The sequence below is a fragment of the Arthrobacter antibioticus genome, assembly GCF_030063205.1.
Lineage (GTDB): Bacteria > Actinomycetota > Actinomycetes > Actinomycetales > Micrococcaceae > Specibacter.
Map to the genome: position 1 here is coordinate 51563 of NZ_JASISQ010000010.1, position 21080 is coordinate 72642.

At 57.0% G+C, this 21080-nt stretch carries 20 protein-coding genes; 13 read left to right on the top strand and 7 right to left on the bottom strand.

The genetic code is table 11. The annotated features are described in order from the left end of the window. Positions 1-196: hypothetical protein (locus tag QMG40_RS16445; RefSeq protein WP_283532205.1), on the top strand; the 196-nt coding region annotated here is incomplete at its 5' end. On the opposite strand, the gene QMG40_RS16450 is transcribed toward QMG40_RS16445, so the two are convergent. Next, complete coding sequence (locus QMG40_RS16450) at positions 197-1426, bottom strand: class I SAM-dependent methyltransferase (RefSeq protein WP_283532206.1); 1230 nt, start codon at positions 1424-1426, stop codon at positions 197-199. Positions 1427-1686: 260 nt separating this feature from the next. Between QMG40_RS16450 and QMG40_RS16455 the strand changes: the two genes are divergently transcribed. The 4 genes from QMG40_RS16455 to QMG40_RS16470 all read left to right on the top strand — a co-directional run bounded on the left by QMG40_RS16455 (position 1687) and on the right by QMG40_RS16470 (position 5579). Next, positions 1687-2676 carry a siderophore ABC transporter substrate-binding protein gene (locus QMG40_RS16455; RefSeq protein ID WP_283532207.1) on the top strand — a complete coding sequence of 330 codons (990 nt, stop codon included), beginning with the start codon at positions 1687-1689 and terminating at the stop codon, positions 2674-2676. 119 nt (positions 2677-2795) lie between these two features. Next, positions 2796-3773: an ABC transporter permease gene (locus QMG40_RS16460; RefSeq protein ID WP_283532208.1), complete on the top strand. Its 978-nt coding sequence runs from the start codon at positions 2796-2798 to the stop codon at positions 3771-3773. Then, entirely contained in the window at positions 3766-4827 is a 1062-nt protein-coding gene (locus QMG40_RS16465) for an iron chelate uptake ABC transporter family permease subunit (RefSeq protein WP_283532209.1), read from the top strand. The genes QMG40_RS16460 and QMG40_RS16465 overlap by 8 nt, the downstream gene beginning before the upstream one ends. Continuing rightward, a complete protein-coding gene (locus tag QMG40_RS16470; RefSeq protein ID WP_283532210.1) occupies positions 4824-5579 on the top strand; it encodes an iron ABC transporter ATP-binding protein in 756 nt (251 codons plus the stop codon). Before QMG40_RS16465 ends, QMG40_RS16470 begins: the two co-directional genes overlap by 4 nt. 2 nt (positions 5580-5581) lie before the next feature. Here QMG40_RS16470 and QMG40_RS16475 read toward each other — a convergent pair whose 3' ends face one another. The 3 genes from QMG40_RS16475 to QMG40_RS16485 form a co-directional block, all read right to left on the bottom strand. Then, on the bottom strand, positions 5582-6394 hold the full coding sequence (locus QMG40_RS16475) for an ABC transporter permease (RefSeq protein ID WP_283532212.1): 813 nt from the start codon (positions 6392-6394) through the stop codon (positions 5582-5584). Then, positions 6391-7281: an ABC transporter ATP-binding protein gene (locus QMG40_RS16480; RefSeq protein WP_283532213.1), complete on the bottom strand. Its 891-nt coding sequence runs from the start codon at positions 7279-7281 to the stop codon at positions 6391-6393. Before QMG40_RS16480 ends, QMG40_RS16475 begins: the two co-directional genes overlap by 4 nt. 68 nt (positions 7282-7349) lie before the next feature. After that, on the bottom strand, positions 7350-7532 hold the full coding sequence (locus QMG40_RS16485) for a hypothetical protein (RefSeq protein WP_283532214.1): 183 nt from the start codon (positions 7530-7532) through the stop codon (positions 7350-7352). A 101-nt stretch (positions 7533-7633) separates the two neighbouring features. On the opposite strand from QMG40_RS16485, the gene groES reads away from it, so the two are divergent. Both groES and groL read left to right on the top strand, forming a co-directional pair. Continuing rightward, positions 7634-7930, top strand: coding sequence for a co-chaperone GroES (gene groES / locus QMG40_RS16490; protein ID WP_038464523.1), 297 nt, complete (start codon positions 7634-7636; stop codon positions 7928-7930). A gap of 95 nt (positions 7931-8025) precedes the next feature. Then, positions 8026-9633, top strand: a complete 1608-nt coding sequence (gene groL / locus QMG40_RS16495; RefSeq protein ID WP_283532215.1) for a chaperonin GroEL — start codon at positions 8026-8028, stop codon at positions 9631-9633. Between the two features lie 111 nt (positions 9634-9744). Here the strand turns inward: groL and QMG40_RS16500 are convergent, their stop codons facing one another. Next, the gene (locus tag QMG40_RS16500) at positions 9745-11649 is read right to left on the bottom strand and encodes a heavy metal translocating P-type ATPase (RefSeq protein WP_283532216.1); all 1905 of its coding nucleotides are present in this window, start codon (positions 11647-11649) and stop codon (positions 9745-9747) included. Positions 11650-11744: 95 nt separating this feature from the next. Then, entirely contained in the window at positions 11745-12743 is a 999-nt protein-coding gene (locus QMG40_RS16505) for a TIGR00341 family protein (RefSeq protein ID WP_283532217.1), read from the bottom strand. Positions 12744-12940: 197 nt separating this feature from the next. Here QMG40_RS16505 and guaB point away from each other — a divergent pair, with 197 nt between their 5' ends. Beyond that, on the top strand, positions 12941-14455 hold the full coding sequence (gene guaB / locus QMG40_RS16510; protein ID WP_283532218.1) for an IMP dehydrogenase: 1515 nt from the start codon (positions 12941-12943) through the stop codon (positions 14453-14455). A 170-nt stretch (positions 14456-14625) separates the two neighbouring features. Here the strand turns inward: guaB and QMG40_RS16515 are convergent, their stop codons facing one another. Next, entirely contained in the window at positions 14626-15243 is a 618-nt protein-coding gene (locus QMG40_RS16515) for a hypothetical protein (protein ID WP_283532219.1), read from the bottom strand. Between the two features lie 536 nt (positions 15244-15779). Here QMG40_RS16515 and QMG40_RS16520 point away from each other — a divergent pair. The 5 genes from QMG40_RS16520 (at position 15780) to guaA (ending at position 20991) form a co-directional block, all read left to right on the top strand. Next, the gene (locus QMG40_RS16520; RefSeq protein ID WP_283532220.1) at positions 15780-16904 is read left to right on the top strand and encodes a GuaB3 family IMP dehydrogenase-related protein; all 1125 of its coding nucleotides are present in this window, start codon (positions 15780-15782) and stop codon (positions 16902-16904) included. A gap of 159 nt (positions 16905-17063) precedes the next feature. Then, a complete protein-coding gene (locus QMG40_RS16525) occupies positions 17064-17555 on the top strand; it encodes a PTS sugar transporter subunit IIA (RefSeq protein WP_283532222.1) in 492 nt (163 codons plus the stop codon). A 233-nt stretch (positions 17556-17788) separates the two neighbouring features. Further along, complete coding sequence (locus QMG40_RS16530; protein WP_283532223.1) at positions 17789-18649, top strand: SURF1 family protein; 861 nt, start codon at positions 17789-17791, stop codon at positions 18647-18649. Between the two features lie 83 nt (positions 18650-18732). Beyond that, positions 18733-19299 (top strand): DUF3817 domain-containing protein, encoded by a 567-nt coding sequence (locus QMG40_RS16535; RefSeq protein ID WP_459253031.1) that lies wholly within the window; start codon positions 18733-18735, stop codon positions 19297-19299. 102 nt (positions 19300-19401) lie between these two features. Continuing rightward, positions 19402-20991 (top strand): glutamine-hydrolyzing GMP synthase, encoded by a 1590-nt coding sequence (gene guaA, locus QMG40_RS16540; RefSeq protein WP_283532224.1) that lies wholly within the window; start codon positions 19402-19404, stop codon positions 20989-20991. Positions 20992-21080 lie beyond the last annotated feature (89 nt).

The following is a 21080-nucleotide window of genomic DNA, read 5'->3' on the forward strand; positions in this document are numbered from 1 at the left end:
GTACCCAGCCGCTCCCACTACTCGCAAGCTCGCAGCGGGTCCCTCGCGTCTGTGGGCCCACCCAGCCGCTCCCACTACTCGCAAGCTCGCAGCGGGTCCCTCGCGTCTGTGGGCCCACCCAGCCGCTCCCTCTACTCGCAAGCTCGCAGGTGAGCGAGCGCTGAGAAATACTCGACGTGAAGTGAGCGAGCGTTGATTATGGGGTGAGGGGTTCAACCACTATTGCCACGCGTTCTTCGCCAATACGGGTCAGCACAAGCGTGGCTTTATTGGGCCCCTTGCCCGAGCCCGTCAGTAGCTGACGGCGTAGTTCTTCCGGCGTCGTCGAGATACCGCGTTTTTTGATGTCGAGGACGCCAATCCGGTTAGTCTTCACCCACGCCTTGAGCGCTTTGACGTTGAACGGCTTGACCTCAAGAACCTTATAGCTACGGGCGAACGGCGTCTGGATTGGAGCATCGGAGGACAGGTAAGCAATGTGTTCATCGAGCAGGTGAGCGCCGATGCTTCGGGCTAGATCGGCCACAAGTCCGGCGCGGATAACTGCTCCGTCGGGCTCGTGCAAGTAGCCACTGACGGGGCCCAGCAGCGCATTTTGCTCAGAAGGCTCATATTTCTGCGGACTTGTCAGCTCTGCACTGCCGTTTGCGCCGGTGACATTCTTGCCAATCACCAGAGCAGCGCGACGGATATTGGGGCGGGCAAGCTGATTGAAGTACAGGCCCGCCTCCACCACCTCTCCATTGATGGAGATCCACTGGGCCTCGGCAGTGTCTGGAATTGCGTCGTGCGGGATACCCGGACCCATCTTTACGCCCACAGCTAGCCCCTGATCGGCCAGCTGTTCCACAAATGACAGGGGAGGGGAGAAGGCTTCCGGATCAAAGAGTCGTGTGGTGCCCGAGGTGCTGGTGGTGCGCCGGGCCGGGTCAAGCCACACGCCCTGAATTCCCTGAAGATCCACCTCTTCAGCCTTCGCGCACAACACCGTGGCGTGCGGGAAGGGCATGAGGTTTACTGTGGTGCACGCGGCTGTTATTTCGTCCATTTCAACGGCGATGACGCTGATATCAAGGCTTGCCATCGCTAGCGAATCAGCGCCAAGACCGCAGCCAAGATCGGCCACTGAGGTGATACCTGCTGTTGTAAATCTCTGCGCATGCAAGGCAGCGATGCTCAGGCGAGTGGCCTGTTCCAAACCTGCTTGTGTGAACAGCATCTGGTGCGCGAACTCCCCAAATTTGGCTTCTGCCTTGTCGCGCAGACGTGCTTGTGTCAGGGCGGCGGCCACCAATTCGGGGGAGTGCCCGGCTTTGCGCAATGAGTCGTTGAGTTTCAGGGAATCGGCCTCTTGGTAGGGACCAAGGGAAGACAAAAGTTCCCAGCCTTCAACGGTGAGCAGCGGGGAAATTGCGTCGTGAACCATTCCTTAAGCCTAACCTCCAGAAACTGGCCTTCCGGGCAGGACTGCTCGAAGACAAGTAAATTACAGCACTACTTAGTTGCGTAATTTACTTAGTCTGTACTAACTTTGATCGCAGCGTCTGGGTAAAAGGTGTTTTGAGGCAAGTTGTGATCGAGCTAACAGCTCCGAAAGTGGCTTTGTACTTAGGTTAGGCTAAGCTAACTTTCGGTACCAGTTCAGTTTTACGGCCATTTCACAGCCGCACAAACACGAAGGAAAAAATGACCTCCCTGAAGTTTCGCTTCATTGCGCTGATTGGCGCAGCCGCCATCAGCTTGACCGCCTGTGGTGCACAAACGCCTGCCGCCACCACCGATTCCAACACCGACGCACCGGCCACTGTCTCCATCGAAGACAACAATGGACCGCAGACAATCTCAACCCCTTTAAAATCAGTCGTCGCTACTGACAATAGGACCTTTGAAACGCTGTCGGACTGGGGTATCAAGCTCAGCGCCGGCGCCGTAGCACTCATGCCAAAAACAAGTGGCTACAAACAAGACTCCTCGATCGTGGATCTGGGCAACCACCGTGAGCCAAATTTGGAAGCCGTCGTGGCCGTAGAACCGGATTTGATTGTCAATGGCCAGCGCTTCTCGCAATACCATGACGATTTCGCCAAACTGGCGCCTAATGCCACAGTCCTTGAGCTGGATCCACGTGAGGGGCAGCCCTTCGACTCTGAGCTGAAGCGTCAGATCTCAGTTCTGGGAGAAGTTTTCGGCAAAAAGACCGAAGCCAAAAAACTTAACGATGACTTTGATGCGGCGATTGCCCGAGTCAAGAAGTCCTATAACAAAGACACCACTGTCATGGGCGTCATCACCTCCGGTGGCAACATCAACTACTCCGCACCCGGCAATGGCCGCACGCTTGGCCCGCTGTTCAGCATCCTGGGCCTGACCCCTGCCCTTGAAGTCAAGGACGCCAGCACAGATCACCAAGGTGATGACATTTCCGTTGAGGCCATTGCCAAGTCCAACCCCGACTGGATCCTTGTTATGGACCGCGACGCCGCGGTGTCCGCTGATGACGCTGCCTATAAACCAGCCAACGCGCTGCTGGAAGGCTCCGACGCCTTGAAAAATGTCACGGCAACACAAAAGGGCAACATCGTATACATGCCGGCCGACACCTATACCAACGAGAGCATTCAGACCTACACCAAATTCCTGAACAGCTTTGCCGAGGCGCTCGAGGGCAAAAAGTAGACCAACGCTTTACTAATGCAGTGGCAGACCGCTCCGTGAGTCTGCCACTGCTGCGCATCTGAACTGCTGCGCATTCAAGCTTCGATGCGGCCACGTCAGGTCTGAAGGGACAGCTGAACATGACCACCACCACGCGGGCTCCAACAAAGGGCCGGCTGTTTGAACCCAAGCTATTCATCGGCATTGCCGTTGTGGGGCTTTTATTGGTGTTCTCACTGTTCACGGGTGTCTATGACATTTTTGGGGCCAAGGACGGTGGCGAGATGTTTGCCGTGACCCGCGTCCCTCGAACCATAGCGCTCGTTTTGGCCGGTGCTGCCATGGCCATGTCAGGACTGGTCATGCAGATGCTGACACAAAACCGTTTTGTTGAACCCACCACCACGGGCACCACCGAGTGGGCGGGGCTGGGACTGCTGACCGTGATGATCATCAACCCAGGTGCCAGCATCCTGCTGAAGATGAGCGGGGCCGTGATTGCCGCGTTCATTGGCACCATGGTCTTCTTCCTGTTCCTGCGCAGAGTCTCACTTAAGGCATCTCTGACGGTGCCGATCGTTGGCATCATGCTGGGTGCCGTGGTGGGTGCCATCTCCAGTTTCATTGCCCTACAGACCAATATGCTCCAAAGCTTAGGTATTTGGTTTGCCGGGAGCTTTACCTCGGTGCTGCGTGGCCAGTACGAGGTGCTGTGGATTGTAGCCCTCGTGGGAGTAGCTATCTTTCTTGTGGCAGACCGCTTTACCGTGGCTGGACTTGGTCAAGATGTTGCCACCAGCGTAGGACTGAACTACAACCAGGTCATGCTTCTGGGGACCGGGCTCATCGCCATTGCCACAGGGATTGTCACGGTTGTAGTGGGAAACCTGCCATTCCTGGGACTGATAGTGCCTAACATTGTTTCCATGTTCCGTGGCGATGATCTGCGCGGAAATCTGCCCTGGGTGTGTTTGCTGGGCATCGGTATTGTGACCGTTTGCGATCTGGTGGGCCGGCTAATCATCATGCCCTTTGAAGTCCCCGTGTCATTGATCCTGGGTGTTGTTGGCGCCGTAGTTTTCATCACCCTTTTGCTCAAGCAGCGCCGCAATGGCTGAAACATCCACGCGGAGGATCACACCGCCACTTCCTAAGAGCACACACCACCGCGATCGTGCATCCGGCGCCTTGCCCACAACCCGCGCCCGGAGACGGTATTGGATAATACTTGGCGTACTGATCACTATGGCCGCGGGATTTGGCTTTGGGCTGCTGGCCTGGGACAACCCCATGCCCCTCGGGAGCGCCGGATTCTGGCGAATAGCTGAAATGCGCGGTACCAGCGTTGTTCTCATGTTGGTTGTGGCCATCTGTCAGGCCATGGCCACCGTGAGCTTTCAAACGGCCACTAATAATCGTATTATCACGCCGTCGATCATGGGCTTTGAATCTCTGTATGTTGCCGTGCAGACGGGGGCAGTGTTTTTCTTGGGTGCCGCGGGTGTCAGCGCAGTTCAAGGCGTTCCACAGTTCATCATTCAAATTGTGCTCATGGTGGGGCTTTCCATGGCACTGTATGGCTGGCTGCTTTCAGGCAAATATGGCAATCTGCAGATTATGCTGCTGATCGGCATAGTCATCGGCGGTGGGCTTGGCTCCATTTCGGTGTTCATGCAGCGGTTGTTGACGCCAAGTGAATTCGATGTGCTCACGGCACGCCTCTTCGGCTCCATCTCAAACGCCGATATCAGCTACCTGCCCATCGCTATCCCGTTGTGCGTAGGGGCCGGGGTTCTGTTGTTACTGAACTCCAAACGGCTGAATATCATTGCACTGGGCCAAGATACCACCACTAACTTGGGCTTGAATCACCGCTTTGAAGTCATGCGTGTACTATTCCTAGTTTCCATCCTGATGGCTACCTCTACCGCGTTGGTGGGGCCCATGACGTTCCTTGGCTTCCTTGTAGCCACCTTGGCTTACCAACTGGCCGATAGTTATGATCACCGCTACGTCTTCCCCGTAGCCGTGCTCATTGGCTTCGTCGTTCTGGCGGGCGCGTACTTCATCATGAAGAACCTCTTCTACGCCCAAGGGGTGGTCTCGATCATCATTGAAGTTGTCGGTGGCGTCGTGTTCTTATTCTTCATCCTCAGAAAGGGTCGCTTGTGATTACGCTGACCAACGTCAAGAAAAGCTACAGCGATAACGTGGCCATTGGGCCCGTGACGTTGGCGATCCCCCAAGGCGGAGTTACAGCGTTGGTGGGCCCCAACGGTGCCGGAAAATCAACGCTATTGACCATGATCGGGCGTTTGCTGGGGGTGGACGCGGGTGCCATCGAGATTGCCGGGTATGACATCTCCCGCACCGCTTCCAAAGATCTCGCCAAGATCGTTTCCATCTTGCGCCAAGAAAATCACTTCGTCACCCGCCTGACTGTTCGTCAATTGGTGGGTTTTGGTCGATTCCCGCATTCCAAAGGACGGCTAACCACTGAAGATGAGGAAATCATCAGCCGCTCGGTGGATTTCCTCAACCTCAACGAGCTGGAAAACCGTTACCTGGACCAGCTATCAGGTGGCCAGCGCCAACGGGCGTATGTGGCGATGGTGCTGGCTCAAGACACCGACTATGTCCTGTTGGATGAGCCGCTGAACAACTTGGACATGAAGCATTCCGCGCAGATGATGGCGCTTCTGCAGAAGGCCGCCGTCGAGCTGGGCCGGACAGTGGTGATAGTGCTCCACGACATCAATTTCGCCGGACACTATGCAGACCACATTTGCGCAGTGAAGGACGGCAAGGTCATTGAGTTTGGCACCCCGGAAACGATCATGACCGATGATGTACTGAGCCGGGTCTTCGACACCCCCGTGCAGGTCATTGACGGCCCGCGCGGTCCGCTGGCGGTCTACTACTAGTACTACGTATCCTTGCGGATCCATCGGAACGTAGCGCGGCAAAGGATCAAGCCAACCACTAACCAGACGCCCATGATCAAGGCCACGAGTCCAAGATCCCAGGAACCGCCTGACTCCATCACCTCAAATGACTCCGGAAGGAACACGCTGCGCATCCCCTGAGCCATCCATTTCAAAGGGAAGATGCTGGCGATGTTTTGTAGCCAGCTCGGCAGTTGTGCAAAGTTCAGGTAAACCCCTGAAATGAACTGCAACAACAAGACAATGGGAATCACCACAGCGGTAGCACTTTTCCCCGAACGGGGCAGGGCCGAGAGGGCAATACCCAGTACGCAGCTGGTGATCACACCAAAAAGGAACACCCACGCAAAAATCAGCCACTTGGCAGGATCGGTGGGCAGCTCAACGCTGAAGACGAAGCGGGCCACAAGCAACAGCAGAATCACCTGGAAAACGGAGCTGACAAGCACCATGCCAATCTTGCCCATGAAGTAAGAAAAAACCGGTAAGGGAGTGCCGCCCAAACGTTTGAGCGTCCCGTCGCCTTTTTCCCCAGCAATGTCCACGCCAAGATTCTGTACTCCGCTAAGCAGCATGCCAGCGGCCACCATGCCGGGAACATAAAATGCGGCAAAGCTGATGCCGCCACTGCCGTCCGGAGCCTCACCGATGTTGCCGCTGGTGCTGAACGCCACGGCAAAAACGGAGAGCATTAAGATGGGGAACAGGAACGTGAAAAATACCGAGTCGCCCTGGCGGAAATAGAGTTTTAGTTCGTACCCAATTCGGGAGGTACCCAGCGCCAACGTGCTCATGCCACACCTCCAGCGGGGACCGGCTCGGGCGACTTCTGTGCCGCGGAATGGTTTTTCACCATATCCAGATAGATGTCTTCCAAGCTGGGTCGAGTGATTTCAAGCCCCGGTACCTCACCGCCATGTTCAGCAAACAGCCGTGCGGCTAATGCAGCTGGTGCTGTGGTTCGTTCAACACGGACGACGCCGTCCTGCCGCCACCGCACAGATGGCACCTTTGCCTCTTGCCCACCAATCTCATCGATTGGGCCAATGTCTACTAATTTGCCCCCGATGATCACCCCTGCGCGATCGGCCAAGGTGGCGGCCTCGTCAAGATAATGGGTAGTCAATAAAATGGTTGTGCCTTCGTCTTTAAGTTGGTTGATCAAGTCCCAAAAATGGTGTCTGGCCTCAGGATCAAAACCTGTGGTGGGTTCATCCAAGAACAAAAGTCTGGGCCGGCCGATGATTCCTAAAGCAACATCCACACGGCGGCGCTGTCCTCCGGAGAGCTTGCTGATCCGGGACTTTGCCTTACCTGCCAGCCCCACGGCTTCAATGACATCGGCAACCTTGCGCGGGTTGGGGTAATAGCCAGCGAAGTGCGTCAGTTGCTCCAGCACCGTGACATTTCCGCTCTCACCACTGGATTGAAGCACGATCCCCAGTTTCTCTTTCCACGCCCTCCCACCGACTTGGGGGTCCACCCCCAGCACTTGAGCGTCGCCACTGGTCCTGTTTCGGTAGCCTTCCAGGATCTCAATGGTGGTGCTTTTACCGGCACCGTTGGGACCGAGCAGGGCAAAAGTTTCGCCCTCGCCAATATCGAAGGAGATGCCGTCAACGGCGGTGAAGGTGCCATAGGACTTTTTGAGTTCGCGCAATTGCACAGGACTGGGGGTCATGGCTTTATCCTTGCATTGTCCAAGTAGCCCTGAAGCATTGTGACCAAGGATTTGTTGACGGATTCTCCTCAGTCAATCGCAGGTGCATCCGGCACTACCGCTTTTGGTGCGCCGTGAGCGAAACCCGGCCCGCCGTCGTCGTACTTTTGGCGCTGAATCTGGCACTCGCCTTGACCGAGTGCTAACCAACTATCTAGAGTCGAGTTAGCACTCTCACCCGAGGGTGCTAACTTGCCAATCTTCTTGGCCATGGGAGCACCTCCGGCACCGCGACGACGGTTGGACTCCACACACATGGCGAAAAAGACTGCCAGGCATCCAAAAAATTTACGCATGTGAAGGGGAGGTCCGAGTGTCGGTCTCTATTAAGCCTCTTGAGGATCGTATTGTTGTTCGCCAGCTCGAAGCCGAGCTGACCACCGCATCAGGTCTGGTCATCCCGGACACTGCCAAGGAAAAGCCCCAAGAGGGCGAAGTTGTGGCAGTTGGACCCGGCCGCGTTGATGACAACGGCAACCGTGTCCCGATCGATGTTGCTGTTGGCGACGTCGTTATTTACTCCAAGTACGGTGGAACCGAAGTGAAGACCGGTGGCGAAGAGCTGCTCGTTCTCTCAGCCCGCGACGTACTGGCCATCGTCGTTAAGTAACGACCCTCGCCAAACAACCACTTTGTAAAGCCCCCGCGACCGGGACCGTAGCTTAGGTCACGAACGTGGGGTCTTTGCGTGAAAGGACATTAGGCATGGCCAAGCAGCTTGCATTTAATGACAGCGCACGGAAGGCCCTTGAAGCCGGTATCGACAAGCTTGCCGATACCGTCAAGGTCACCCTCGGCCCGCGCGGTCGCAACGTAGTACTGGATAAGAAGTGGGGAGCTCCCACCATCACCAACGACGGCGTCACAATCGCCCGCGAGGTGGAGCTGGAAGACCCATACGAGAACCTTGGCGCTCAGCTGGCCAAGGAAGTTGCCACGAAGACCAATGATGTTGCCGGCGACGGCACCACCACGGCCACAGTTTTGGCACAGGCACTGGTCAAGGAAGGCCTGCGCAACGTAGCCGCAGGTGCAGCCCCCGGCGAGCTCAAGCGCGGCATCCAGGTTTCTGTTGAAGCCATTGCCAAGCGCCTGCTTGAAAACGCACGCCCGGTTGGCGGTGGGCAGGTGGCAGAAGTTGCCGCCATCTCCGCCCAAAGCCAGGAAATCGGCGACCTGCTCGCCGAAGCATTTGAGAAGGTTGGCAAGGATGGTGTGATCACCATCGAGGAGTCATCCACAACCTCAACCGAGCTGGTCCTCACCGAGGGCATGCAGTTTGATAAGGGCTACCTGTCCCCGTACTTCGTCACTGACGCGGAACGCCAGGAAGCTGTTATGGAAGATGCACTGGTTTTGATCAACCAGGGCAAGATCTCCAACCTGCAGGAATTCCTGCCGCTGCTTGAAAAGGCACTTGCTGCCAACAAGCCGCTGTTCATCATTGCTGAAGATGTTGATGGCGAGGCACTGTCCACGCTGATCGTGAACCGTCTGCGCGGCACCTTGAACGTAGTTGCTGTCAAGGCACCGGGCTTCGGCGACCGCCGCAAGGCCATGCTGCAGGACATCGCGATCCTCACCGGCGCACAGGTTGTCTCTCCGGAGATCGGCCTGTCCCTGGATCAGGTTGGCCTTGAGGTTCTGGGTACGGCTCGCCGCATCACAGTCACCAAGGACAACACGACCATCGTTGACGGTGCAGGCACCGCTGGCGACGTCGCTGATCGCGTAGCCCAGCTGCATGCTGAGCTCAAGCGGACTGACTCCGATTGGGACAAGGAAAAGCTGCAGGAACGTCTGGCCAAGTTGGCTGGCGGCATTGGCGTGATCAAGGTTGGCGCAGCCACCGAGGTTGAGCTCAAGGAAAAGAAGCACCGTATTGAGGACGCCGTGTCCGCAACGCGTGCAGCCTTGGAAGAAGGCATTGTGGCTGGTGGCGGTTCCGCACTGGTCCAGGCTGCCAAGGCCCTTACCGAAGATGCTGCTGTTCTAGCCCTGACCGGTGATGCAGCAACGGCAATCGAGCTGGTTCGTAAGGCTGTTGCTCAGCCGCTGCGCTGGATTGCTCAGAATGCGGGCCACGACGGCTACGTTGTAGTGCACAAGGTTGGCGAACTTGACGATGGATTCGGCTTCAACGCTGCCACCGGCGAGTACGAGAACCTGGTCAAGGCCGGCGTCATCGACCCGGTCAAGGTCACGCGCTCAGCTCTGCGCAACGCAGCCTCCATCGCAGCTTTGGTGCTCACCACCGAAGTTCTCGTGACGGACAAGCCTGCCGAAGACGAAGAAGCCGGACACCAGCACTAGTCCCTAGCTTCTTCCCGTTTTCTCGGGGCGAACACTAAGAAAGCCGCCGCTTGCGGTTAAAGCCACCCGGCTACCGGGGGCTTTAACCGCAAGCGGCGGCTTTTTCGCTTCCTACTTGCGCCGACCAGAGACCAAAGCGCGCAGTGCGTTCAAAATAGTGGCCAAATCCACGAGTTCCTGGGCCAGCGCCCCGGCCACGGCAGGGATGTAGCCAAATGCGGCGAGAATCATCAGCCCCACGCTCAGGATGATGCCGATCCAAATGCTTTGGATCGCTATTTTCATAGTTCGCTGGCCGATTTCCACCGACTGGGCAACCTTGGCCAGATCATCGACAAGGATGACAACATCAGCAGACTCACTGGCTGCCGTGGAACCTTTGGCACCCATGGCGATACCGACGTCAGCCACGGCAAGAACTGGTGCATCGTTGATGCCGTCACCAACCATCAGCACTGGCCGATCAAGCATCGAATTCACGATGGTGACTTTATCTTCGGGCAGTAAATTCGCCCGGATCTCGGTGATCCCTGCAGCACGGCCCACATGATCGGCCGTGGACTGCGCGTCCCCTGTCAGAATCATGGCATGGCGTACACCCAGCGAGTGCAGCGCGCTGACCGTTGCCGCGGAATTCTCCCGTATGTGGTCCCGCATGAGGAGAGTGCCAGCGAAGACTCCGTCAATGGCTACATAAACAGCCAACTGGCCGGGCACAAGTGCTGCTAGCACCACGTTATTGGCCTGCTGCGCCACGAACGCAGACTTTCCAACCACCACCACACTGCCATCGCATGTAGCAGTAACCCCGTTGGTGGCGTGTTCGACAGCGTTGTTTGAAGAATAGATTTCCAGTCCTTGCGCCTGCGCCGCATCAATGACGGCTGCCGCGAGAACGTGGGACGAGTATTGTTCGGCCGACGCCGCAAGGGACAACACCCGGTCAGCAGAGAAGTTACCTGCGGGCGTGATCGCCTCCAACGTTGGATGGCCACCCGTCAGGGTACCCGTTTTATCGAAAGCTGCTGTCTTAACGCGGCCAAGCTGTTCGAGTGTGCCACCATTCTTCACGATGATGCCAGCCTTGGCTGCCCGGCTCATACCGCCAAGGAATGCCACGGGTGCGGCAATCAGCAACGGACACGGAGTCGCCACGACCAAGACCTCGGCAAAGCGGGCCGGATCTTTACTCAGGAACCACGCCATTCCGGCCAGCACCAGAGCCACGATGGTGAAGGGCACCGCGTACCGGTCCGCCAATCTGACCATGGGTGCCTTGCTGTCTGCGGCCTCTTTGACCAGGGCAATGATGCGGCTGTATTGCGAGTCAGATTCCTTCGCTGTGACCAAGATGTGCAGCGCGGCCGAGCCATTGACTGTTCCACTGATAACAGGATCACCGGCAAACCGGTCAACGGGAAGGCTTTCTCCCGTCAACGCAGACTCGTCGAAGGAACCAGAATCAGAGAGCATCGTCCCGTCAACTGGAACCACTTCTGCCGGTTTGATGATGAGGACATCACCAACCTCTACTTCCGCCACAGGGATTTCTTCAGTCAGGCCGTCCGGGCCTTCTCGGTGTGCCGAAAGTGGTGCCCGCTCCAATAGGGAACGCAGTTCACGCTGGGCACGGCCGGCAGCAAAATCCTCCAGTGCTTCACCACCGGAGAGCATCAGGACAATGATCAGAGAGGCAATATATTCCCCGACAGCGACTGTGCTGACAATGGCTGTCAAAGCGAGTATGTCAATGCCCCAATGACCTCGCAGGATGTCCTTGACCATGCCAATGCCCTGGTGGAACGCGACCGCTATGGCGTAGATACTCGCCAACCACTGGGCAGCCGCACCTAAGCCTGTAAGAGCCAACGAGCCGGCAACAACCAGAACTAGGAGAGTCAGCGCCACTAGCGGGTATCGCCGGATGGCGGCGACTAGCGAGAACTGAGTGGAGGCCCGGGCCGCCGGGCTGGTCGTCTCGGATGCATCTGTGGTGTGGGGGCGTGTGGCGTCCATGCCCTTACTCTGCCTTAGCTTTGCCGCCAAACACAGTATATGAGAGACATTCCCAGTACCCGCGAGGCAAGGACACCGTCAGCAGTGGTGAGGGTTCAGCGGCGGAAAGGATTACGTGAGCCCACGTTGTGGGCATTTGCAGCCCCGTGAGCCGCGGAATAGATGGAAGGCCCAGGACGCCGTCGTCGTGCCATACGGTAAACGAAAAGCACAGTGACCGCAGCAAGAACAATGCCTGAAACATTGACCAAGAGTTGCAGCACCGAGCCAACAGCCCTGCCCTGTTCGCCCAACACCAATGCAACGGCTATATACCCCGCGGCAGGAATCGTTGTGACTGAAATGAACACGCCGACCAGGGCGGCGGATTTGCGTCCGATAAGTGAGAGCATTCCAGCCGCACCGGCAAGCACAGCCACAATGAAAGAGTACGGTCCTGGGTGGTAGATGAATTCGGTGGCACGGTTTTCACGGAGTACGTCAGCCGGGATGAAAAACCCCAGCCACAGGGAGAGCATTGTGGCCAGGGCCGCCAAAACGATGGCAATTGGGAACCCGATTATGAGTGCTACGGCGCCGCGCCGGGCCAGTTTCCAGCGCCGGTCCACCACGGCCAACGCCAACCCCGCCAACGGACCGAACTCGGGGCCCACCACCATGGCACCAACAATGGCGATGGTGGAATCGGTGACGATGCCGATCCCAGCCAACTGCACGGCGATAATCAGAAAGAGCATATAGTTCCAGGTCAGTTTCGAATCGGCATTCGTGTCCTTTTCAACTTCGGCCCAAATAATGGCGTCGGCACCGTCCCCGGAAACTTCCTTTTCCACTTCGTCCAAGCGATCGGAGATAATCAATTCCGGTGAGCTGACGCTGATGGATCCTTGCTGAGCGATGTTGAGGGCTTCCAGCTTTTCCAACAGTCCCTCGACAGATTCGCGCACTGCCTGTAAAACGATGACGTCGCCCTTGGGGACAAGTGATACACCCCGAGTGCGAGAAATTTCTGAGACGCCGGGGTAGTTGCGAGCAATTTCTTCGACGGAATCTGCGGCCCCGGATGGGATAACAATGCGGATCTCCAACGCCATGGGAGGCCTTTCTCGTGCCAGTTTGTGGGCTTGATTCTATGTGATGTTTTATGCCCAGATGTGACCCAGCTTGCGGGAATAGGGTCAGGAGCTCTTTCGTTTTAGACTGTAAGCAACGCACAGGCCAGCTTCGTAATCACGGAACAGGCCATAGGATGCACATCCCCAATGGTTCTACCCTTTGTCAAGGAGCCTTCGTGTCCCAGCCTGAAACTCATGATCCCTTCGCCCTAATTGGCCTGACCTATGACGATGTATTGCTTCTTCCAGGTCACACTAATGTGATCCCCTCAGAAGCAGACACCAGTTCAAAAGTCTCCAAACGCATCACCGTGCAGACACCCCTGCTTTCAGCGGCGATGGACACTGTGACTGAGTCTCGCATGGCCATCGCGATGGCGCGTCAGGGTGGTTTGGGTGTTGTTCACCGAAACCTCTCCATTGAACGTCAAGCCGAAGAAGTTGACCTGGTCAAACGCAGCGAATCGGGCATGATCACGAATCCTGTGACGGTGGGAGCCGATGCCACACTGGCTGAGCTGGATGAATTGTGTGCACGCTTCCGCGTTTCCGGTCTTCCCGTGGTTGACGATCGTGGCCGTCTAATGGGCATCGTCACCAACCGCGACATCGTCTTCATCCCGGAAAGCGAATACTCTCAGCGACTTGTTCGCGACGTCATGACACACATGCCGCTGATTACTGGCCGTGTTGGTATTAGCCGCGAAGAAGCGTCTGCGCTCCTGGGTAAGAACAAAATTGAAAAGCTGCCGCTGGTAGATGACGCGGGCATTCTGCGCGGGCTGATTACGGTCAAGGATTTCTCTAAAGCCGAGCAGTACCCGCTGTCCACAAAAGACTCCGAGGGCCGTCTGCTTGTTGGCGCAGCCATTGGCTTCTTTGGGGATGGATACGAGCGTGCGATGACATTGGTTGAAGCCGGTGTTGATGCCTTGTTCGTTGATACTGCCAACGGCCACAGCCAAGGTGTGCTGGAAATGATCCAGCGGCTCAAGAGTGAAAAAGCTGCAGCTCATGTTGACGTCATTGGCGGTCAGGCAGCAACTCGTGAAGGTGCCCAGGCCCTGATTGACGCTGGCGCCGATGGTATTAAGGTTGGCGTTGGCCCAGGCTCTATTTGTACTACGCGTGTGGTTGCAGGGGTTGGTGTTCCACAGATCACCGCCATCTACGAATCCGCTAAGGCTGCCATACCGGCAGGTGTGCCGTTGATTGCCGACGGCGGGCTGCAGTACTCGGGCGATATCGGCAAGGCTCTGGTGGCTGGTGCCGACACGGTCATGATCGGTTCACTATTGGCGGGAACCGAAGAGTCCCCTGGGGAGACGGTTTTTGTCAATGGGAAGCAGTTCAAGGCTTACCGCGGCATGGGTTCTTTGGGTGCCATGCAGTCCCGTGGGAAGAACACGTCCTACTCAAAGGACCGTTACTTTCAGGCGGATGTGTCCGGAGATGAGAAGCTGATCCCCGAAGGCATCGAGGGCCGTGTTGCTTACCGTGGTCCGTTGGCATCTGTTGCTTATCAGCTGGTTGGTGGACTGCGCCAAACAATGTTTTATGTTGGCTCACCGAACATTGCGGAACTGAAGGCACGTGGCAAGTTCGTTCGGATCACTCCTGCTGGTCTCAAAGAATCGCACCCGCATGACATCACCATGACTGTGGAAGCCCCGAACTACCTCAACAAGTAGTTCCCTTCGTGGGGCTAGCGAAACGTCTTGGTTAAGCTTCGCCCGGCGTCGTTGAGGTTGGAGGTGATGACACCCCGTTCGTTCCTCGGGGGTGTCATCACCTCCAACCTCAACGGCTAAAACGCAACGGCTTAGCTGTTAGCTGTTAGCCGCTTTTACTGGTGATTGGTTTAAGCTTCCAGTGCTGCCTTGAACTGGGACATGGCTTCGCTCGCCGGATAGCTGTTCTCGGTGAATTCTGACTCTGATCCGCTGCGTAGCATCCAGTCACCGGACTCGTTTGCCGTCAGCTGGGCTACAAGGGGCTCGGCATCTACGCGTAAGCGCCGAACTACTGCTGTTGCGGGCAGACCTTCGGCAGCGCCCGTGAGGTACTCATCGCCTAGATGCAGCCCAAGCTCAAGCATGGCCGGGCCGGATTCGATGGGCTGAATCTCATGCACACCATGCGGACCGATGCTCAGCAGAACGGCTCCAACATTGGAACCCACGGCGAAAAGTACATGGTTGCTGGTTGGGGTGGTCAGCGAGATCTCCAACCACTCCTGAGCTTGGGAGAGCACTGTGCCAACAACAGCCGCTTTCTCAATGGGGACAATTTTCTCGGCCTGTTGCTCGGCCAACCCGCGCACCAACAATGTTGTCAGGCCAGCACTATGGAGTAGTTCATTGTCCCCGTGCTGGTCGAGCCGGAGCAGACCCAGCGTGACGGCAGCCGATTCAGTGGGGGACATGGACAACAGGGTAAGAAGCTCATGATCGGTCATACGAAGTTCAGTGTCAGTCATGGACTAAGCGTAGCGGCCGAGGGGCCCCGTCCGAGCGAAGCGAGGGTTGGGGAGGGTGCAAGCGGTAGCGGCCGAGGGGCCCCGTCCGAGCGAAGCGAGGGTTGGGGAGGGTGCAAGCGGTAGCGGCCGAGGGGCCCCCGTCCGAGCGAAGCGAGGGTGACATGGCCTTCACGGATGTGCCCGTGTTGGCGAGTGCGGGTGGGCAGTGCTTGATGGACGACGGCGGCGGGCAACTTGCGTGCATCAGCGCAGCCACGCCGTCGAACCTGGATAGCTGCGAATTTTTGGTGACGTGGAGAGTTCTCTCTTGATTCCAGACATGCTTCACATGCTCCTGCCATCACTGGAAGCGGGTGCGTTTGAGCGAGGCGATTTCACCGCAATGGTCCCGACACTGGAGCTTGCCGTGACTTTGGATAGGACACCCGCCACAGAGTTGGAATCAATGTCCGGCAGGAGCCACTGGCATCGCCCAATGAACTTCGCGTGAAGTGCCCTTTAATGGCTCTGGCCCTCGCTGCGATAGGCTAGGTGGCGTGACTTATGAGATTGAGATTGGCCTTGGTAAGCGCGGACGCCGCGCGTATTCGTTGGACGAGATTGCGATTGTGCCTTCCCGGCGTACCCGCGACCCACAAGACGTATCAGTGAAGTGGCAGATTGATGCCTACCAATTCGACGTACCGGTGCTTGGTGCGCCGATGGACTCAGTCATGTCCCCGGAGACTGCCATAGCCCTTGGGAAGTTGGGCGGGCTGGGCGTTCTGGACTTGGAAGGCTTGTGGACCCGGTACGAGGATCCGCAGCCCCTGCTTGATGAAATCGCGATGCTTCAGGCTTCTGTGATGGATCCTGAAACAACCGTGCGCTTGCAACAGATCTACAGTGCCCCGATTCAAGCTGAGCTGATCACAGCCCGCTTAGCCGAGATTCGCGCCGCTGGTGTGACAGTTGCCGGATCGCTGACGCCGCAGCGCACGCAAGAATTTTACAAGACTGTCATCGCCGCAGGTGTAGACATCTTCGTGATCCGTGGAACTACGGTCTCGGCAGAGCACGTCTCGAAAACTACTGAGCCGTTGAACCTTAAGCAATTCATTTACGAGCTTGATGTTCCCGTCATTGTCGGTGGAGCTGCTGGTTACACCCCAGCGCTGCACCTGATGCGCACTGGCGCGGCGGGTGTGTTGGTGGGCTTCGGAGGCGGTGCCTCCACGACCACCAGCCGTGCGCTGGGAATTCGTTCCCCGATGGCAAGTGCCATTTCTGATGTGGCTTCAGCCCGTCGTGACTACATGGATGAATCAGGCGGTCGCTATGTGCATGTAATAGCCGACGGCGGCATGGGCTCCAGCGGTGACATTGTCAAAGCCATCGCCATGGGTGCGGATGCAGTAATGCTTGGCGCAGCACTTTCTCGTGCAGCAGAGGCTCCCGGTCAAGGCTGGCACTGGGGTGCCGAAGCCCACCACCAAGAATTGCCGCGCGGACACCGGGTGAACATGGGAACCGTGGGCACCTTGGCAGAAGTGCTGTATGGTCCGGCGCACCAGGCAGATGGAGCCTCCAACCTGATCGGTGCTCTACGCCGTTCAATGGCCACTACCGGTTACTCTGACTTGAAAGAATTCCAGCGTGTAGAGGTCATCGTTGCCCGTTAGTTCTTTCGATGCTTGACCCACTATTACAAAAGCGCCCCGTCCCTCGTGGACCGGGGCGCTTTGTGTGCGGTGTGCATGTCAGAAGCACTCACAGTGTCCAAGCGCGTGAGGCTAGACTCGTGGAAGGGGAAAATTTTTAAGTACAGCCGAAAGGTACTAATGACATTGGGTTCACTGGAACGCTATGACACAGAGTTGACCAACCCTGGTTTGGTAATTCTGGAAATGGTGGCGGATTCCAAAGAGGACGCGGCCGCACAGTTGGCTGCCAAGCTGTTCGAGCAAGGCAGGGTCTCAGACCTGGATGGCTTTCTACGGGACGTCAATGCCCGGGAACACCAGATGGCGACAGGACTGCCAGGCGGGGTGGGCTTGCCGCACGCCAGAAGCGTGCATGTTAAAGAGATATCCATCGCTGTTGGCATCACAAAGTTTGACCACAGCTTGGATTTTGGTGCTGTGGACGGGCCAGCATCAGTGATCTTGCTCATTGCCACTCCCGACAGCTCATTCTCTGCACACCTTGAAGTGCTGGCCACCTTGGCCCGCTCTTTGTTTAAAGAGAACTTCCGGGAGTCGCTGCGCAGAGCCCACGATGCCGAAGTTATTTCAGAGTTGATCAACTCAACTCTGGTGTTTTTCGACCACTAGTCCCCACGCCCTCCCAACACTCGCAAGCTCGTGCCGGGTCCCTCGGGCGCGTGGGCCCACCCACGCCCTCCCAACACTCGCAAGCTCGTGCCGGGTCCCTCGGGCGCGTGGGCCCACCCACGCCCTCCCAACACTCGCAAGCTCGTGCCGGGTCCCTCGGGCGCGTGGGCCCACCTGATCATGTTCTTCAACTGCATTCGTTGTTCTACAGCGTGACGAAGTACCGTTGAGCTGTGTTGAAAACTGCCGTTAAGCCCAAATGGATAGCAGCGCTCGTGTTCGCGCTTGCCGTGGCCGCCGCCTTCGTGCTTTTGAGTCAGTGGCAGCTCTCGCGTTCGCTGGAAAAGGATGTTGCTCCGCCCTCTGTGACAGAACAGATCCAGCCATTACTTGACACGTTGTCTCCCGGGGCGCCCATGATGGGCACCGCTGAAGGACAAGTTGTCACGGCCACGGGTGAATTTGATCCGAGCAAGCAGGTATTGGTTCCCTCACGCCTGCAGGATGACAACGTTGGATACTGGGTGGTTACTGCCTTTAAAGTCGAGGGTGCACCGGCACTAAGCGGAGTTGCAGCTACCAAGGAAATCGTCATTCCGGTAGCCCGAGGATGGGTTGTTTCTCCTGACAATGTGCCAAGTGCACCACTGGGAACTGTTGCCCTTGAAGGCAGATTGCTGAACTCGGAAGGTCCAGAATTGGCCAAGGACCTGCCGACCGGTCAAGTGAAAACTCTGTCCTCTGCTGAACTGACGAATATTTGGTCAGTGAGTACCTATTCCGCGTTCATAGTTTCCCACAGTGAGACTATTGAGGGCAAAGACGTAGGCGCGAAAGCTCAAGGCGCGGCCCTAGTTCCCATTACCGTCACCGTCACGGATCAAAACAACAAGGTCAATTGGCTGAACATCTTCTACGCGATTGAATGGGTATTGTTTGCGGGCTTTGCCGTTTTCCTATGGTGGCGCCTGGTGGCAGACGATTATCGCCGTGACCAAGACGAACTTTTTGATATCAACGATGAAGATGAAGACGCTAGTGACGATGATGGAAGTGACGGCCAGCAACCGTCAGTAGCACCGCACACGCACTGAGTTTTTTGCACCGACTGAAGACATGCACCGACTGGTTTTGTTACAGTCAGCAACCAAGCACAGATTGAAGGAGAGCCGGCACAGTGACCGAGCCTAAGAACACCGAATCCAGCACCGAACCCACTAATACCGAGCCGGCAAAGAAAGCAGCAAGCCCGGCTGTACAGGGAGGCGCATCGCAACCGGCTAAAACAGCACCAAAGCGTCGCTTCGGGGGAACGCCAGCACAGATTCTCAGTGCATTAAAATTCTATAAAGTCCTTGCATACGCCACGGGGACCATGCTGCTTTTGCTCGTTGTTGAATTGGTGTTGCGCTACGGCTTCCAGAGTGTGCTTGTGGCCGGCGGTACGGATACTGCGGGGGCTTCTCACGGACTAGGACTCGTCAATATTGACGGTGGCCTGATGGCCGTCACCGGCGGTGTAAACCTCTCAACGATGGTCTTGATCATTCACGGCTGGATGTACGTGGTGTACCTGATTGCCGATTTCCGTCTGTGGACGCTGATGCGCTGGCCGTTCGGGAAACTCGTCCTCATCGCTCTTGGTGGCGTGGTGCCCTTCCTCTCATTCATTGTTGAGGGCAGGGTTCACAAGGAAGTGCTGGCCGAAGTGGCAGCCAACCCCAAGGCCGGGAAGCGTTACTAACCCTGAACTCCTAGGGCACTTTTGTGGTTCATTTTTGAGTAGCTGGTCACTGAAAATGCGGTACCGGGACTGGTTGGCTGCGGCGTAGGTTAAGATTGAACCGTGACTAATCCCGCTACGCCTCAGACTTCCCAGAAGCCCGTCCTGGTTGTGGACTACGGTGCCCAGTACGCCCAGTTGATTGCGCGCCGTGTGCGTGAGGCAAACGTGTACTCGGAAATCGTGCCACATACCTATACAACCGCGCAGTTGCTTGCCAAAAACCCAGCTGCCATTATCCTTTCCGGTGGACCCTCTAGTGTCTACGCCGAAGGCGCACCCAGCATTGGTGTCGACCTTTTTGAAGCTGGTATCCCGGTACTCGGCATTTGCTACGGCTTCCAGGCCATGGCGGCCGCTTTGGGCGGCACCGTAGCCCAGACCGGTCAACGCGAATACGGATCAACCCAAGTACAACTCTTGGGTGAAAGCCGCTCCATCCTTAGCTCAACAGGGGCGGAACAAACCACTTGGATGAGCCACGGGGATAGCGTCCATGAGGCTCCGGCAGGCTTTGATGTTCTGGCATCTTCTCCCGGCGCACCTGTTGCCGCCTTCGCCAATGAGGAAAAGTGCCTCTTTGGCGTGCAATGGCACCCCGAGGTCAAGCACTCCGAATTTGGCCAACAGGTGTTGGAAAATTTCTTGTTCAATGGTGCCAAACTTGAGAAGAACTGGACCGCCACTAGCATCTTGGACGAGCAGATTGACCGCATGCGCGAGCAGATCGGCGACGCCAAAGTGTTGTGTGGACTCTCCGGCGGCGTTGACTCAGCAGTGGCCGCTGCCTTGGTGCAGCGTGCAGTTGGCGATCAGTTGACCTGCGTGTTCGTCAACCACGGCCTGCTTCGTCAAGGTGAAGCTGAGCAAGTTGAGTTGGACTTTGTTGCCTCAACCGGAGCCAAACTCTACGTAGCCAACGAGCAGGACCGGTTCCTGAACGCCCTCGCTGGCGTCTCTGATCCTGAAACAAAGCGGAAGATCATTGGTCGCGAGTTCATTCGCGCCTTCGAAGAGGCGGAGCGGGCCATCATGGCTGAGGCTGCCTTGGAAGGTGAAGAGATCAAGTTCTTGGTTCAAGGAACCTTGTACCCGGACGTTGTTGAGTCTGGCGGTGGTGAAGGCGCCGCCAACATCAAGAGCCACCACAACGTAGGCGGACTACCCGAAGATCTACGCTTTGAACTTGTTGAGCCGCTGCGGGCCTTGTTCAAGGACGAGGTACGTGCGGTTGGTGCCGAGTTGGGTCTGCCACCTGAGATTGTGGGCCGCCAGCCGTTCCCCGGTCCCGGCCTGGGTATTCGCATCGTGGGCGAAATTACCGGCGAACGTCTTGAACTGCTCCGAAACGCGGACGCCATTGCCCGAGCCGAGCTCACGGCAGCTGGCTTGGACAATGAAGTGTGGCAGATGCCTGTGGTGCTGCTTGCCGATGTCCGCAGCGTTGGTGTGATGGGAGATGGGCGCACCTACGGTCACCCTATCGTGTTGCGCCCGGTGTCCTCAGAAGACGCTATGACCGCGGATTGGTCACGCCTGCCGTACGACTTGCTGGCAAAAATTTCCAACCGGATCACTAATGAAGTGGATGGGGTAAACCGCGTGGTTCTGGATGTCACCTCCAAACCACCGGGAACTATTGAGTGGGAGTAGTTCCCACTTTTGGGACACTGGTGGACGCCATTACCTGTGGAAATAGGGAAATTTGGTGTCCTCCAGTGTGCCGAACGAGCATTGAAGGG